At 31.7% G+C, this 17,766-nt stretch carries 5 protein-coding genes; 4 read left to right on the top strand and 1 reads right to left on the bottom strand.

Annotation, left to right across the window (positions count from 1 at the left end; genetic code table 11):
- Positions 1–24 precede the first annotated feature (24 nt).
- The 3 genes from ADFLV_RS01575 to tkt all read left to right on the top strand — a co-directional run bounded on the left by ADFLV_RS01575 (position 25) and on the right by tkt (position 16,310).
- Positions 25–13,443, top strand: coding sequence for a Calx-beta domain-containing protein (locus ADFLV_RS01575; protein WP_172658745.1), 13,419 nt, complete (start codon positions 25–27; stop codon positions 13,441–13,443).
- A 66-nt stretch (positions 13,444–13,509) separates the two neighbouring features.
- Positions 13,510–14,310 (top strand): sensor histidine kinase, encoded by an 801-nt coding sequence (locus tag ADFLV_RS01580; RefSeq protein ID WP_014473019.1) that lies wholly within the window; start codon positions 13,510–13,512, stop codon positions 14,308–14,310.
- Positions 14,311–14,393: 83 nt separating this feature from the next.
- Complete coding sequence (gene tkt, locus ADFLV_RS01585) at positions 14,394–16,310, top strand: transketolase (RefSeq protein ID WP_129010308.1); 1,917 nt, start codon at positions 14,394–14,396, stop codon at positions 16,308–16,310.
- 19 nt (positions 16,311–16,329) lie between these two features.
- On the opposite strand, the gene ADFLV_RS01590 is transcribed toward tkt, so the two are convergent.
- Positions 16,330–16,818, bottom strand: a complete 489-nt coding sequence (locus tag ADFLV_RS01590) for a DUF4405 domain-containing protein (RefSeq protein WP_014473021.1) — start codon at positions 16,816–16,818, stop codon at positions 16,330–16,332.
- An 88-nt stretch (positions 16,819–16,906) separates the two neighbouring features.
- On the opposite strand from ADFLV_RS01590, the gene ADFLV_RS01595 reads away from it, so the two are divergent.
- Entirely contained in the window at positions 16,907–17,758 is an 852-nt protein-coding gene (locus ADFLV_RS01595) for an NAD(P)-dependent oxidoreductase (RefSeq protein ID WP_014473022.1), read from the top strand.
- Positions 17,759–17,766: the final 8 nt, after the last annotated feature.

The following is a 17,766-nucleotide window of genomic DNA, read 5'->3' on the forward strand; positions in this document are numbered from 1 at the left end:
TTAAAATATAAATGGAGTAATCAAATGAAGTTAACTATAAAGTCTGAAGGTCAAGATAAAGTTGTAGATTTAAATAAAGATTTACAGTTTAATGTTAATAAAGGTGAACAATATATATTTTCTAATGGTTTTAGTAGTTATGTTTTAAATTTTAAAGATAATCAGCAATCAGTAGAATTAACGTTTAAAATTGATGGTAAAACTATTAAAGTTGACTTAAAAGGAATAGTTCCTCTTCTTCAAGAAAATGTTGAAGGTATGGAAAATCCTACTTTAGTAATAATTAATAAAACAGTTAATGAGAAAGATGTTGATAATATAGTTGATAATGATGCATTTAATGGCAGTGAAATAATAGATAGATTAGAAGCTTTATTATCTAAACCAGTTGAATTAGGATCAGGAAATGGGAATGATAAATTAGCAATAATTTCTGATTTTCAATCATTAGTTGAAACACTTGATGCCGCTGCAGCTGGTGGAGAACAAGGAGGAGCAACATCTAATGGTTCTACATTCAATTCAATATTTGGTTCTATTTCAGATTCTTTAAATGGAATTGCAGATAGTGCAATATGGGAAAATTTGAGTGAATCTATTTCAACTATTCCTGTTGAAACAGGAAATACAGCGGCTATAGCTGCTAATCAAGCAGACCAAATTGTGAATATCTTAGTAAGTGATGCAGGAAGTGTAAAAGAAGCAGATGGAGCAACTTTAACATATGAAGTAAAACTATCAAACGCAGTTGGATCAGATGTAGAAGTAGATTTAACAACAGGTGGAACAGCAACAAGAGGTAGTGATTATGAAAATACATTACAATACTCAACAGATGGTGGAACAACTTGGTTAGATGTACCAGCTACAGGAAAAGTAACTCTTCCAGCAGATGGATCTTCAATTCTTGTAAAAGTAACAGTAATAGATGATGCAATAACAGAGCCTGATGAAACAGTACTGTTAACAGCAACAACAATAAATACACAAATTACAACAAAAACAGCAACAGGAACAGGAACAATCCTTGATGATAGAGGAAGTGATAATCCAGATGTAGATGAAGATATAAAAGCAAATATCTTAGTAAGTGATGCAGGAAGTGTAAAAGAAGCAGATGGAGCAACTTTAACATATGAAGTAAAACTATCAAACGCAGTTGGATCAGATGTAGAAGTAGATTTAACAACAGGTGGAACAGCAACAAGAGGTAGTGATTATGAAAATACATTACAATACTCAACAGATGGTGGAACAACTTGGTTAGATGTACCAGCTACAGGAAAAGTAACTCTTCCAGCAGATGGATCTTCAATTCTTGTAAAAGTAACAGTAATAGATGATGCAATAACAGAGCCTGATGAAACAGTACTGTTAACAGCAACAACAATAAATACACAAATTACAACAAAAACAGCAACAGGAACAGGAACAATCCTTGATGATAGAGGAAGTGATAATCCAGATGTAGATGAAGATATAAAAGCAAATATCTTAGTAAGTGATGCAGGAAGTGTAAAAGAAGCAGATGGAGCAACTTTAACATATGAAGTAAAACTATCAAACGCAGTTGGATCAGATGTAGAAGTAGATTTAACAACAGGTGGAACAGCAACAAGAGGTAGTGATTATGAAAATACATTACAATACTCAACAGATGGTGGAACAACTTGGTTAGATGTACCAGCTACAGGAAAAGTAACTCTTCCAGCAGATGGATCTTCAATTCTTGTAAAAGTAACAGTAATAGATGATGCAATAACAGAGCCTGATGAAACAGTACTGTTAACAGCAACAACAATAAATACACAAATTACAACAAAAACAGCAACAGGAACAGGAACAATCCTTGATGATAGAGGAAGTGATAATCCAGATGTAGATGAAGATATAAAAGCAAATATCTTAGTAAGTGATGCAGGAAGTGTAAAAGAAGCAGATGGAGCAACTTTAACATATGAAGTAAAACTATCAAACGCAGTTGGATCAGATGTAGAAGTAGATTTAACAACAGGTGGAACAGCAACAAGAGGTAGTGATTATGAAAATACATTACAATACTCAACAGATGGTGGAACAACTTGGTTAGATGTACCAGCTACAGGAAAAGTAACTCTTCCAGCAGATGGATCTTCAATTCTTGTAAAAGTAACAGTAATAGATGATGCAATAACAGAGCCTGATGAAACAGTACTGTTAACAGCAACAACAATAAATACACAAATTACAACAAAAACAGCAACAGGAACAGGAACAATCCTTGATGATAGAGGAAGTGATAATCCAGATGTAGATGAAGATATAAAAGCAAATATCTTAGTAAGTGATGCAGGAAGTGTAAAAGAAGCAGATGGAGCAACTTTAACATATGAAGTAAAACTATCAAACGCAGTTGGATCAGATGTAGAAGTAGATTTAACAACAGGTGGAACAGCAACAAGAGGTAGTGATTATGAAAATACATTACAATACTCAACAGATGGTGGAACAACTTGGTTAGATGTACCAGCTACAGGAAAAGTAACTCTTCCAGCAGATGGATCTTCAATTCTTGTAAAAGTAACAGTAATAGATGATGCAATAACAGAGCCTGATGAAACAGTACTGTTAACAGCAACAACAATAAATACACAAATTACAACAAAAACAGCAACAGGAACAGGAACAATCCTTGATGATAGAGGAAGTGATAATCCAGATGTAGATGAAGATATAAAAGCAAATATCTTAGTAAGTGATGCAGGAAGTGTAAAAGAAGCAGATGGAGCAACTTTAACATATGAAGTAAAACTATCAAACGCAGTTGGATCAGATGTAGAAGTAGATTTAACAACAGGTGGAACAGCAACAAGAGGTAGTGATTATGAAAATACATTACAATACTCAACAGATGGTGGAACAACTTGGTTAGATGTACCAGCTACAGGAAAAGTAACTCTTCCAGCAGATGGATCTTCAATTCTTGTAAAAGTAACAGTAATAGATGATGCAATAACAGAGCCTGATGAAACAGTACTGTTAACAGCAACAACAATAAATACACAAATTACAACAAAAACAGCAACAGGAACAGGAACAATCCTTGATGATAGAGGAAGTGATAATCCAGATGTAGATGAAGATATAAAAGCAAATATCTTAGTAAGTGATGCAGGAAGTGTAAAAGAAGCAGATGGAGCAACTTTAACATATGAAGTAAAACTATCAAACGCAGTTGGATCAGATGTAGAAGTAGATTTAACAACAGGTGGAACAGCAACAAGAGGTAGTGATTATGAAAATACATTACAATACTCAACAGATGGTGGAACAACTTGGTTAGATGTACCAGCTACAGGAAAAGTAACTCTTCCAGCAGATGGATCTTCAATTCTTGTAAAAGTAACAGTAATAGATGATGCAATAACAGAGCCTGATGAAACAGTACTGTTAACAGCAACAACAATAAATACACAAATTACAACAAAAACAGCAACAGGAACAGGAACAATCCTTGATGATAGAGGAAGTGATAATCCAGATGTAGATGAAGATATAAAAGCAAATATCTTAGTAAGTGATGCAGGAAGTGTAAAAGAAGCAGATGGAGCAACTTTAACATATGAAGTAAAACTATCAAACGCAGTTGGATCAGATGTAGAAGTAGATTTAACAACAGGTGGAACAGCAACAAGAGGTAGTGATTATGAAAATACATTACAATACTCAACAGATGGTGGAACAACTTGGTTAGATGTACCAGCTACAGGAAAAGTAACTCTTCCAGCAGATGGATCTTCAATTCTTGTAAAAGTAACAGTAATAGATGATGCAATAACAGAGCCTGATGAAACAGTACTGTTAACAGCAACAACAATAAATACACAAATTACAACAAAAACAGCAACAGGAACAGGAACAATCCTTGATGATAGAGGAAGTGATAATCCAGATGTAGATGAAGATATAAAAGCAAATATCTTAGTAAGTGATGCAGGAAGTGTAAAAGAAGCAGATGGAGCAACTTTAACATATGAAGTAAAACTATCAAACGCAGTTGGATCAGATGTAGAAGTAGATTTAACAACAGGTGGAACAGCAACAAGAGGTAGTGATTATGAAAATACATTACAATACTCAACAGATGGTGGAACAACTTGGTTAGATGTACCAGCTACAGGAAAAGTAACTCTTCCAGCAGATGGATCTTCAATTCTTGTAAAAGTAACAGTAATAGATGATGCAATAACAGAGCCTGATGAAACAGTACTGTTAACAGCAACAACAATAAATACACAAATTACAACAAAAACAGCAACAGGAACAGGAACAATCCTTGATGATAGAGGAAGTGATAATCCAGATGTAGATGAAGATATAAAAGCAAATATCTTAGTAAGTGATGCAGGAAGTGTAAAAGAAGCAGATGGAGCAACTTTAACATATGAAGTAAAACTATCAAACGCAGTTGGATCAGATGTAGAAGTAGATTTAACAACAGGTGGAACAGCAACAAGAGGTAGTGATTATGAAAATACATTACAATACTCAACAGATGGTGGAACAACTTGGTTAGATGTACCAGCTACAGGAAAAGTAACTCTTCCAGCAGATGGATCTTCAATTCTTGTAAAAGTAACAGTAATAGATGATGCAATAACAGAGCCTGATGAAACAGTACTGTTAACAGCAACAACAATAAATACACAAATTACAACAAAAACAGCAACAGGAACAGGAACAATCCTTGATGATAGAGGAAGTGATAATCCAGATGTAGATGAAGATATAAAAGCAAATATCTTAGTAAGTGATGCAGGAAGTGTAAAAGAAGCAGATGGAGCAACTTTAACATATGAAGTAAAACTATCAAACGCAGTTGGATCAGATGTAGAAGTAGATTTAACAACAGGTGGAACAGCAACAAGAGGTAGTGATTATGAAAATACATTACAATACTCAACAGATGGTGGAACAACTTGGTTAGATGTACCAGCTACAGGAAAAGTAACTCTTCCAGCAGATGGATCTTCAATTCTTGTAAAAGTAACAGTAATAGATGATGCAATAACAGAGCCTGATGAAACAGTACTGTTAACAGCAACAACAATAAATACACAAATTACAACAAAAACAGCAACAGGAACAGGAACAATCCTTGATGATAGAGGAAGTGATAATCCAGATGTAGATGAAGATATAAAAGCAAATATCTTAGTAAGTGATGCAGGAAGTGTAAAAGAAGCAGATGGAGCAACTTTAACATATGAAGTAAAACTATCAAACGCAGTTGGATCAGATGTAGAAGTAGATTTAACAACAGGTGGAACAGCAACAAGAGGTAGTGATTATGAAAATACATTACAATACTCAACAGATGGTGGAACAACTTGGTTAGATGTACCAGCTACAGGAAAAGTAACTCTTCCAGCAGATGGATCTTCAATTCTTGTAAAAGTAACAGTAATAGATGATGCAATAACAGAGCCTGATGAAACAGTACTGTTAACAGCAACAACAATAAATACACAAATTACAACAAAAACAGCAACAGGAACAGGAACAATCCTTGATGATAGAGGAAGTGATAATCCAGATGTAGATGAAGATATAAAAGCAAATATCTTAGTAAGTGATGCAGGAAGTGTAAAAGAAGCAGATGGAGCAACTTTAACATATGAAGTAAAACTATCAAACGCAGTTGGATCAGATGTAGAAGTAGATTTAACAACAGGTGGAACAGCAACAAGAGGTAGTGATTATGAAAATACATTACAATACTCAACAGATGGTGGAACAACTTGGTTAGATGTACCAGCTACAGGAAAAGTAACTCTTCCAGCAGATGGATCTTCAATTCTTGTAAAAGTAACAGTAATAGATGATGCAATAACAGAGCCTGATGAAACAGTACTGTTAACAGCAACAACAATAAATACACAAATTACAACAAAAACAGCAACAGGAACAGGAACAATCCTTGATGATAGAGGAAGTGATAATCCAGATGTAGATGAAGATATAAAAGCAAATATCTTAGTAAGTGATGCAGGAAGTGTAAAAGAAGCAGATGGAGCAACTTTAACATATGAAGTAAAACTATCAAACGCAGTTGGATCAGATGTAGAAGTAGATTTAACAACAGGTGGAACAGCAACAAGAGGTAGTGATTATGAAAATACATTACAATACTCAACAGATGGTGGAACAACTTGGTTAGATGTACCAGCTACAGGAAAAGTAACTCTTCCAGCAGATGGATCTTCAATTCTTGTAAAAGTAACAGTAATAGATGATGCAATAACAGAGCCTGATGAAACAGTACTGTTAACAGCAACAACAATAAATACACAAATTACAACAAAAACAGCAACAGGAACAGGAACAATCCTTGATGATAGAGGAAGTGATAATCCAGATGTAGATGAAGATATAAAAGCAAATATCTTAGTAAGTGATGCAGGAAGTGTAAAAGAAGCAGATGGAGCAACTTTAACATATGAAGTAAAACTATCAAACGCAGTTGGATCAGATGTAGAAGTAGATTTAACAACAGGTGGAACAGCAACAAGAGGTAGTGATTATGAAAATACATTACAATACTCAACAGATGGTGGAACAACTTGGTTAGATGTACCAGCTACAGGAAAAGTAACTCTTCCAGCAGATGGATCTTCAATTCTTGTAAAAGTAACAGTAATAGATGATGCAATAACAGAGCCTGATGAAACAGTACTGTTAACAGCAACAACAATAAATACACAAATTACAACAAAAACAGCAACAGGAACAGGAACAATCCTTGATGATAGAGGAAGTGATAATCCAGATGTAGATGAAGATATAAAAGCAAATATCTTAGTAAGTGATGCAGGAAGTGTAAAAGAAGCAGATGGAGCAACTTTAACATATGAAGTAAAACTATCAAACGCAGTTGGATCAGATGTAGAAGTAGATTTAACAACAGGTGGAACAGCAACAAGAGGTAGTGATTATGAAAATACATTACAATACTCAACAGATGGTGGAACAACTTGGTTAGATGTACCAGCTACAGGAAAAGTAACTCTTCCAGCAGATGGATCTTCAATTCTTGTAAAAGTAACAGTAATAGATGATGCAATAACAGAGCCTGATGAAACAGTACTGTTAACAGCAACAACAATAAATACACAAATTACAACAAAAACAGCAACAGGAACAGGAACAATCCTTGATGATAGAGGAAGTGATAATCCAGATGTAGATGAAGATATAAAAGCAAATATCTTAGTAAGTGATGCAGGAAGTGTAAAAGAAGCAGATGGAGCAACTTTAACATATGAAGTAAAACTATCAAACGCAGTTGGATCAGATGTAGAAGTAGATTTAACAACAGGTGGAACAGCAACAAGAGGTAGTGATTATGAAAATACATTACAATACTCAACAGATGGTGGAACAACTTGGTTAGATGTACCAGCTACAGGAAAAGTAACTCTTCCAGCAGATGGATCTTCAATTCTTGTAAAAGTAACAGTAATAGATGATGCAATAACAGAGCCTGATGAAACAGTACTGTTAACAGCAACAACAATAAATACACAAATTACAACAAAAACAGCAACAGGAACAGGAACAATCCTTGATGATAGAGGAAGTGATAATCCAGATGTAGATGAAGATATAAAAGCAAATATCTTAGTAAGTGATGCAGGAAGTGTAAAAGAAGCAGATGGAGCAACTTTAACATATGAAGTAAAACTATCAAACGCAGTTGGATCAGATGTAGAAGTAGATTTAACAACAGGTGGAACAGCAACAAGAGGTAGTGATTATGAAAATACATTACAATACTCAACAGATGGTGGAACAACTTGGTTAGATGTACCAGCTACAGGAAAAGTAACTCTTCCAGCAGATGGATCTTCAATTCTTGTAAAAGTAACAGTAATAGATGATGCAATAACAGAGCCTGATGAAACAGTACTGTTAACAGCAACAACAATAAATACACAAATTACAACAAAAACAGCAACAGGAACAGGAACAATCCTTGATGATAGAGGAAGTGATAATCCAGATGTAGATGAAGATATAAAAGCAAATATCTTAGTAAGTGATGCAGGAAGTGTAAAAGAAGCAGATGGAGCAACTTTAACATATGAAGTAAAACTATCAAACGCAGTTGGATCAGATGTAGAAGTAGATTTAACAACAGGTGGAACAGCAACAAGAGGTAGTGATTATGAAAATACATTACAATACTCAACAGATGGTGGAACAACTTGGTTAGATGTACCAGCTACAGGAAAAGTAACTCTTCCAGCAGATGGATCTTCAATTCTTGTAAAAGTAACAGTAATAGATGATGCAATAACAGAGCCTGATGAAACAGTACTGTTAACAGCAACAACAATAAATACACAAATTACAACAAAAACAGCAACAGGAACAGGAACAATCCTTGATGATAGAGGAAGTGATAATCCAGATGTAGATGAAGATATAAAAGCAAATATCTTAGTAAGTGATGCAGGAAGTGTAAAAGAAGCAGATGGAGCAACTTTAACATATGAAGTAAAACTATCAAACGCAGTTGGATCAGATGTAGAAGTAGATTTAACAACAGGTGGAACAGCAACAAGAGGTAGTGATTATGAAAATACATTACAATACTCAACAGATGGTGGAACAACTTGGTTAGATGTACCAGCTACAGGAAAAGTAACTCTTCCAGCAGATGGATCTTCAATTCTTGTAAAAGTAACAGTAATAGATGATGCAATAACAGAGCCTGATGAAACAGTACTGTTAACAGCAACAACAATAAATACACAAATTACAACAAAAACAGCAACAGGAACAGGAACAATCCTTGATGATAGAGGAAGTGATAATCCAGATGTAGATGAAGATATAAAAGCAAATATCTTAGTAAGTGATGCAGGAAGTGTAAAAGAAGCAGATGGAGCAACTTTAACATATGAAGTAAAACTATCAAACGCAGTTGGATCAGATGTAGAAGTAGATTTAACAACAGGTGGAACAGCAACAAGAGGTAGTGATTATGAAAATACATTACAATACTCAACAGATGGTGGAACAACTTGGTTAGATGTACCAGCTACAGGAAAAGTAACTCTTCCAGCAGATGGATCTTCAATTCTTGTAAAAGTAACAGTAATAGATGATGCAATAACAGAGCCTGATGAAACAGTACTGTTAACAGCAACAACAATAAATACACAAATTACAACAAAAACAGCAACAGGAACAGGAACAATCCTTGATGATAGAGGAAGTGATAATCCAGATGTAGATGAAGATATAAAAGCAAATATCTTAGTAAGTGATGCAGGAAGTGTAAAAGAAGCAGATGGAGCAACTTTAACATATGAAGTAAAACTATCAAACGCAGTTGGATCAGATGTAGAAGTAGATTTAACAACAGGTGGAACAGCAACAAGAGGTAGTGATTATGAAAATACATTACAATACTCAACAGATGGTGGAACAACTTGGTTAGATGTACCAGCTACAGGAAAAGTAACTCTTCCAGCAGATGGATCTTCAATTCTTGTAAAAGTAACAGTAATAGATGATGCAATAACAGAGCCTGATGAAACAGTACTGTTAACAGCAACAACAATAAATACACAAATTACAACAAAAACAGCAACAGGAACAGGAACAATCCTTGATGATAGAGGAAGTGATAATCCAGATGTAGATGAAGATGTTCCAGTAATTACAATAACAGGTAGCATCGTATCTGAAAAAGAAAGTGGAATTGCAACAGGAGATAAAGTAATAGGAACGGTATCTATTAGTATTGATAAAGTATTTAATGAAGACATAAAAATAACATTAAGTGATGGGCAACAAGTTACTATTTATGCAGGTGAATATACTCCAAGAAATACAATATATATTGAAACAGATAGAATAGATGACTATTATAAACAAGGAACAACAACTTTTGAAGTATCTATAACAGATATATCAAATTCTGAAATAGATATAAGTGATAAAAAAACAGAAATTACAATTAATGATGATGTTGATCCTATTGGTATGACTGTAACTGCAACTGCAACTTCACCTAAAATAATAGATGTAGATACTGAATTTGATGATTTAACAGGAGTATCAATTTATGCAACAGATACAAAAGGAAATAATAAAGAAATTTCTGTTGTAAAAGGTACAAATCATGATGGATTTGGTGTATATGGAAAAACTACTGGAAGTGGTGCATCAACTGAGTTAGGTAATCTTGGAAATGGAGAAAGTGAAAAGATTGTTCTTACTTTTGATAAAGATGTAAATTCATTAGATGTTGCTTTTGCTTGGAGACATAATGGTGAAACAGCTAGAGTTACTTTTATAAAAGATGGTCAAATTCTAGGTTATGCAGAAGTTACAGGTGGAGGAGATAATACAAAAGCAAAAGTAAATTATTATTCAGTTGATGGTGAATTAATAAAATCTGTAGAAGCGCAGGGTGGAACAGATAGAGTTGATTTATCTTATACATTTGAATTAACTGATACAAATGGAAATTTAGTAGCATTTGATCAAGTTGAATTTACTGCACCTAATTATGATGATGATTATTTGATTAACAAAATTTCATATAAAGAAGTTGTTGATACAAGTTTAACTGATATTATTACTGATGGAGGAGAAGTTACATTTAGTATTCAATTAGATGAAAAATATCCACCTCAAGGAACAGCAACTGCAACAATTGAAATAAATGGCATAACATATGAAAATGTGGCTATAAATGCAACAGGAAGAGCTACATTAACTGTTGATAGCAAAGATTTAGGTGATTTATCAAATGTTGTTGTAAAAGTAATTTCAATTAATGGTGGAAATTATGAAAAAGTTGAACAAGTTGAAGAAACTTTTGATTTTTCACCAGTTCTAGAATCTTCTGATGATAGTATAACTACAAATGAAGATACATCATATATTTTTAAAGTAAGTGATTTTGGAAATATTTCAGTTAATACAACAGAGTTTAAAATTACAGAGTTGCCAAGTTTACAAAGCGGTAAACTTTATTTATTAGTTACAGAAGGTGAAACAATTATTGATAAAGAAGGCAATCTAATCACAGTAACTCAAGATACAAAAATTGAAGTTTATGAAGGTCAAATTATTTCTTTAGCAGATGTTGGTACTGGAAAATTAATATTTGAACCTACTTCTAATAGTGATATTGATGGAGAACTTAAATTTGAAGTAGGTGATGGAAATGGAAATTATAGTGATGAATATACAACATCTATTGAAATAATTGCAGTTGCAGATGCTCCAATAGCAAGTATTGACGTTGTTAAAATTGAAACACTTTCTACAACAAATGAAATTATTGTTAAAGTGGGGAATAAAACATATAATATATCTGAAATAATCGCAAATAAAGATTCATATACAGAGTTAAGTGGAATAACAAATAGCACTTCAACTAATAGTTCAAGTGTAGTTATAAATGAAAATATGGATAGCAATGATTATCTTAAAACAACAAACTCTGATGATATTATAGTGTTAAATGGAGATTTTGGTGGACAATGGGGTAATGCAAAATTTGAAGGAATGTCTGGAAATGATGTATATGTAATATTAGGAGATATTAGAGGATCAAATAATGCAATAAATGATAGTGCTGGTGATGCAGATATCATATATTTAAGTAAAGCTAGAGAATATTATGTAATTACTGATTCAAGTAATCATATAGTTAATAATTCAGGAACAGGAGTTGATTTTACTATAACACAATATGATGATAATGGTAATTTCGTAGGAAGTATGAGAATTAATAATATTGAAGGTATTGTCTTTGGTGATGGCTCTACTTTTGGAAGTATAGAAAAAGTTGAAACGACTACTACAACAATAAATTATGAAGTTGATATAACTGCAGCTTTAGTAGATACAGATGGAAGTGAAACTTTAACTGTACAAATAAGTGGAGTACCAGAAGGGGCAACATTTGATTTAGCAAATATGACAAATCTTGGAAATGGAATTTGGGAAGTAATTGTACCTCAAGGTGGAACATCAATAAATTATAGTAATATTAAAATGACTGTTCCATCTGAAGTAAAATATGTAGATTTACAAATCACAGCGAAATCGACAGAGGTAAGTAATAATTCTTCTGCTAAAACAACTGATTCGGATGCAACAATTTATGCTGTTAATGAATCAGAGCAAGTTAATATGCAAGAATTTAAATATAATCTAGTCTTAACAATAGATAATTCAGGAAGTATGAAAGGTGATAAAATTGCTTTAGCAAAAGCTGCAATGGTTAATTTGATAAACAAATATGATGATTTAGGTGAAGTTAAAGTATTATTAAATGTGTTTAATGCTTATGGTGATATTAAAGGTGTATGGGTAGATCCTTCTAAAGCTATTAGTTTAATTAATGCAATTAGTGCTGGTGGTGGAACAAATTATGATGATGCGTTATTAAAAAATATTACTGCATTAGAAAATAATCCAGCACCATTAGATGGGAAAACAATTTCATATTTTGTATCAGATGGAGTACCAACTTATGGAATGTATGAAAAAACTGAATGGTCATGGTCTCAACTTAAAAAAATAACAACTTGGGAAAGAGATGGAGATGGGAAAAACACAACAGATGTAAATGATAAAATAGTTAATGATTGGAAAAAATTAGATATTGATAAAACATATTCTATAGGCATAGGAACAAATGAATTAAATACTTATATGAGAGAAATATCACAAAATCCAGATGAAGATGTAATTATTATTAGTAATGCAAATGACTTAAGTAGCACTCTTGAAGATACAGTACAAGAGTTATTAGTTGATGGAAATGTAATTAATAATGTTGTTGGAGGAGATGGCGAAATTTCTATAGATAGTATAGAAGTAGATGGAAAAGAATATACAAAAGATGACTTCCCTGAAGATGGATTATTATTAGGTGATAATAATATTAAGTTTACATTTGATTTTGAAACAGGTGATTATCAATATTATGCAAAATCATCAAATTTTGTAGAAGAAGTGGAAACATTTAAAGTAAATGCTTCAGATTCAGATGGAGATAAAACATCATTTGATGTTAGTGCAAGTGTAAAAATTGTTCAAGAAGAAACATCAAATATTCAAAACTTAATGGGTGAAGATATTGATTTAACAACTGTTATCACAAAAAATACAGATGTAATTAATTTAGAAAATTCTACTAACGATAAGATAACTATTGAGTTAGAAGATATGTTAGTTCAAGAAGATAAACAATTAATAATCAAAGGTGATGATGGAGATATGATTGAACTTGATAATCCAAGTGATTGGTCAAATGCAGGAACAGAACAATTAGATGGTATAAACTACAATGTTTATACAGGAACAGGAGAAAATTCAACAGTTAAATTATTAATTGAAGATGATATAGATATTACACCTGATATATAAATACAAATAGGAAAAATTCCTATTTGTATAGCTTTTAATTTTTTATAAAGTTGGATTTTTTTAAATATGAGACAAACGAGAATTGATGAATTCCTAGAATTAGAACATCACAATAAAGAACTTGAAAAAAGAATAAAAGAAGAAGTTGCAAAGAATAGAGAAAAAGACAAATTGATGTTTCAACAAGCAAAACTTGCTTCTTTAGGTGAAATGTTAGGAAATATTTCTCATCAATGGCGACAACCTTTGATGGAAATCAATTCTTTATTTCTACCAATTGAAGCAAAAATTGCATTAGGTGAAACTTTAAATAAGGAAGAAATTTTGGAATCAATAGATAAATTAAATCATATAACAAAATATATGTCTAATACAATAGATGATTTTAAAGATTTTTTTGCAACAGATAAAGAAAAAATAAGATTCAAATTAATAGAACAAATAAATTCAACAATAAATATTATAAGTGGTGGATTAAAAGCAAATAGTATTAAACTTGATATTATAATCAAAAAAAATCCTGAATTAATTGGATATAAAAATGATTATTCTCAAGTTTTAATTAATATTATTAGCAATGCAAAAGATGTATTAGTTCAACGAAATATAAAAGAGCCATACATAAAAATAACTATTTATGAAGAAAATAATAATATTGTTACAACAATAGAAGATAATGCAGAAGGAATAAAAGTAGAACCTATTGAAAAAATATTTGAACCTTTTTTTACATATGAAAAAATTAATGGTTCAGGAATTGGTCTTTTTATGTCAAAATTAATAATAGAAAAAAATATGAATGGAAAATTAACTGCAAAAAATTCTTCAACAGGTGCATTTTTTAAAATAATTATTCCAAAAAACTAAACTAAATCAATTCATTTTTTATTCAATCAATTTTAGATATAATCCTAAAAATTTAGAAAACTTCACTCATTATTAGGATAATCATGTCAAAACAATTATTACAAAAACAAGCAGATACTATCAGATTTTTAGCAGCTGATATGGTGCAACAAGCAAACTCAGGACATCCTGGTGCTCCTATGGGATTAGCTGATATTGCAACAGTATTAAGTAAACATTTAAATGTAAATCCAGCTGATGAAAAATGGCTAAATAGAGATAGATTAGTATTTAGTGGTGGTCATGCTACAGGTTTAGTATACTCTTTATTACACCTTTGGGGATTTGATGTATCAGTAAATGATATGAAAAATTTTAGACAAACTCATTCTAAAACTCCAGGACATCCAGAATATGGGCATACTCATGGAATTGAAATAACAACAGGACCTTTAGGACAAGGAATTGCAAATTCAGTTGGATTTGCAATGGCAGGAAAATATGCACAAAATCTTCTTGGACGTGATGTAATTAACCATAAAGTTTATTGTTTATGTGGTGATGGAGATTTACAAGAAGGTATCTCTTATGAAGCAACTTCAACAGCAGGGCATCTAAAACTTGATAATCTTGTAATAATCTATGATTCAAACTCTATTACAATAGAAGGCGATACAAGTATAGCTTGGAGTGAAAATGTTAAAAAAAGATTCCAAGCTATTGATTTTGAAGTAATTGAAATTGATGGACATAATTTTGAGCAAATTGATAAAGCGTTAGTTACAGCTAAAGATGCAACTCAACCTGTACTTATTATCGCAAAAACTGCAATTGCAAAAGGTGCAGTTACTATGGAAGGAAGTCATCATTCTCATGGTGCACCTTTAGGTGAAGATGAAATTGCTAAATCAAAAGAAAAAGCCGGATTTGATCCAAAAGAAAAATTCTTTGTACCAGCAGATGTGAAAGGTGCTTTTGATAAGTTAATCGTGGGTTCTACCGCACAAAATGCTTGGACTGAATCACTTTCAGCTGAAACAAAAGCGAAAATTGAAGAGTTAAAAAATCCAAATTTTGATTCTATTGTTTATCCAACTTTTGAAGTTGATTCAAGTGTTGCAACAAGAGATTCAAATCACAAAATCTTAAATGCAATAGCACTTGCAATTCCAGGATTTTTAGGTGGAAGTGCTGACTTAGCTCCATCAAATAAAACTGAATTAAAAGATATGGGTGATTTCCCAAATGGAAGAAATATTCACTTTGGTATCAAAGAACATGCAATGGCAGCAATTACAAATGCAATGAATTTATACGGATTATTTAGAGTTTATTCTGCAACATTCTTTGTATTTAGTGATTATTTAAAACCAGCTGCAAGAATAGCTGCACTTGCAGGAATCCCTCAACACTTTATTTGGACACATGACTCTATTGGTGTTGGAGAAGATGGACCAACACACCAACCAATTGAGCATTTATCACAATTTAGAGCATTACCAAACTTTTATACATTTAGACCTGCAGATGCAAGTGAAAATGTTGAAGCTTGGAAAGTAGCACTTAAAATGAAAGCACCAACTGCTTTTGTTTGCTCAAGACAAGGTTTAAAAGTATTAAAAGATGAAAGAGCTTATGGAAATGTTTCAAATGGAGCTTATTTATTAAAACAAAGAGAAAATGCAAATATTACTATCATGGCAAGTGGAAGTGAATTAATGCTTGCTCTTCAAACAGCTTGTTCTTTAGAAGAAGAAGGAATTATTGCAAACGTAGTTTCTGTTCCTTGTTTTGATTTATTAATGGAACAAAGTAAAGAGTATGTAGAAAAAATCATTAACCCAAAAACTAAAGTATATGCAGTAGAAGCAGCGCGTGGTTTAGAATACTACAAGTATGCTGATGTTGTATTTGGTATGGAAACATTTGGAGCATCTGGACCTGCAAATGATTTATTCAAAGAATTTGGATTTACAATTGATACTTTAAAGGCTAAAATTGTTGCAGATTTTAAAAAATAGATAAGAGTTTTTCTCTTATCTATTTATCTTGAGATAAAATATTTATAATCTCAAAAGGTGAAGTTTTATTTATTGAAGCAAGTTCTTTTAAAGAGTTTGCTTTTTCAAGTTTTATTCCTGCTTTTTCAAGTTTCTCTTTAGCATTTTCAATATTTTTACTAAAAATCAGAAATGAAGTTTCAATGGGTGCTTCTAATGTTTTATTTATCAATATTGCTTTTGGATTTTCACCTGTTTTTGCATTTAAAATAAATGTTAAAGCCACGATGGAAATTATTATTCCAGCACTTAAAAAAACTTTTTTGCTAAAATAACTTTTCATTGCTTTCCAATTAAAAAAAACATGAAAGAAGATTACTAAAACAAAAACTAAACCTAATATTTCATGCATTTCTTTTGTATAATTATCCAAAATGTGAAAATACATTAAAACACCAGTTATTCCCATAACTAAAAATAAAAATGTTGTAAAAGATGTTGCAATATCTCTTTTTAAAAATTTATTCATTTTTTCCCCTTTTAAAAAGGTAATTATACAAAAGTAATCTTAATGAATTTTTAATATAATCATATATAAAGATAAGAGGGAGATATAAATGAAAATAGGATTTATTGGACTTGGAAATTTAGGTCAAGCAATTTGTAAAAGATTAAGTGATGTTGGTGAGACATTAATTGTTTATAATAGAAATAAAGAAAAAATAGAAAATTTACCTTATGAAAAAGTTGATACACCAAGAGAACTACTTTTAAAGAGTGATGTGATTTTTATGTGTTTATTTGATAGTGATGCAGTAAGTCATATTTTGTCAAGAGAAAATGGGCTTTTATGTGATGAAATAAAAGGAAAAACAATTATAGATTTGACAACAAATGATTATAAAGATGTTTTAGAATTTCATGACGCAATTAATAGTATGGGTGGAAATTATTTAGAAAATCCAGTTTTTGGTTCCGTTGCACCTGCACTTAAAGGTGAATTAACTGTTGTTAGTTCTGGAAAAGAAGAAATATTTAAAAATGTTAAACCAATTTTAGAAAAGATTGCAAAAGAGATTTTTTATCTTCCTGTACCTTCAAGTGCTACAAAAATGAAACTTATAAATAACCTTTGTTTAGGTTCATTTATGGTCACAATTGCGGAATGTACAGCAATGGCTGAAAGTTGTGATATAAATAAATCTAAAGCTTTAGAAATACTTGGAGTTGGTGGTGGTCAATCACTTGTACTTAAAGCTAAAACACAAAAATTGATAGATGAAGATTTTTCTGCACATTTTTCAAATAATGCAATAAATAAAGATTTACATTTATTACAAAATTTAGCTTATGAATTAAAAAAGCCACTTTTTAGTGCAGCAATTCCAAAAGAGTTATTCTCTAAAATGAAAATGTTAGGAAAAGGTGACGAAGATTTTTCTTCAATTTATCAATTATTTAAAAACTAAAAGGATAA

Origin of the sequence: Arcobacter defluvii (genome assembly GCF_013201725.1) — a bacterium.
Taxonomy (GTDB): Bacteria; Campylobacterota; Campylobacteria; order Campylobacterales; family Arcobacteraceae; genus Aliarcobacter; species Aliarcobacter defluvii.

Bases quoted from the DNA above. Each gene is read 5' to 3' on its own strand.
- ADFLV_RS01575 (WP_172658745.1), top strand. From the start codon at position 25: ATGAAGTTAACTATAAAGTCTGAAGGTCAAGATAAAGTTGTAGATTTA.
- ADFLV_RS01580 (WP_014473019.1), top strand. From the start codon at position 13,510: ATGAGACAAACGAGAATTGATGAATTCCTAGAATTAGAACATCACAAT.
- tkt (WP_129010308.1), top strand. From the start codon at position 14,394: ATGTCAAAACAATTATTACAAAAACAAGCAGATACTATCAGATTTTTA.
- ADFLV_RS01590 (WP_014473021.1), bottom strand. From the start codon at position 16,818: ATGAATAAATTTTTAAAAAGAGATATTGCAACATCTTTTACAACATTT.
- ADFLV_RS01595 (WP_014473022.1), top strand. From the start codon at position 16,907: ATGAAAATAGGATTTATTGGACTTGGAAATTTAGGTCAAGCAATTTGT.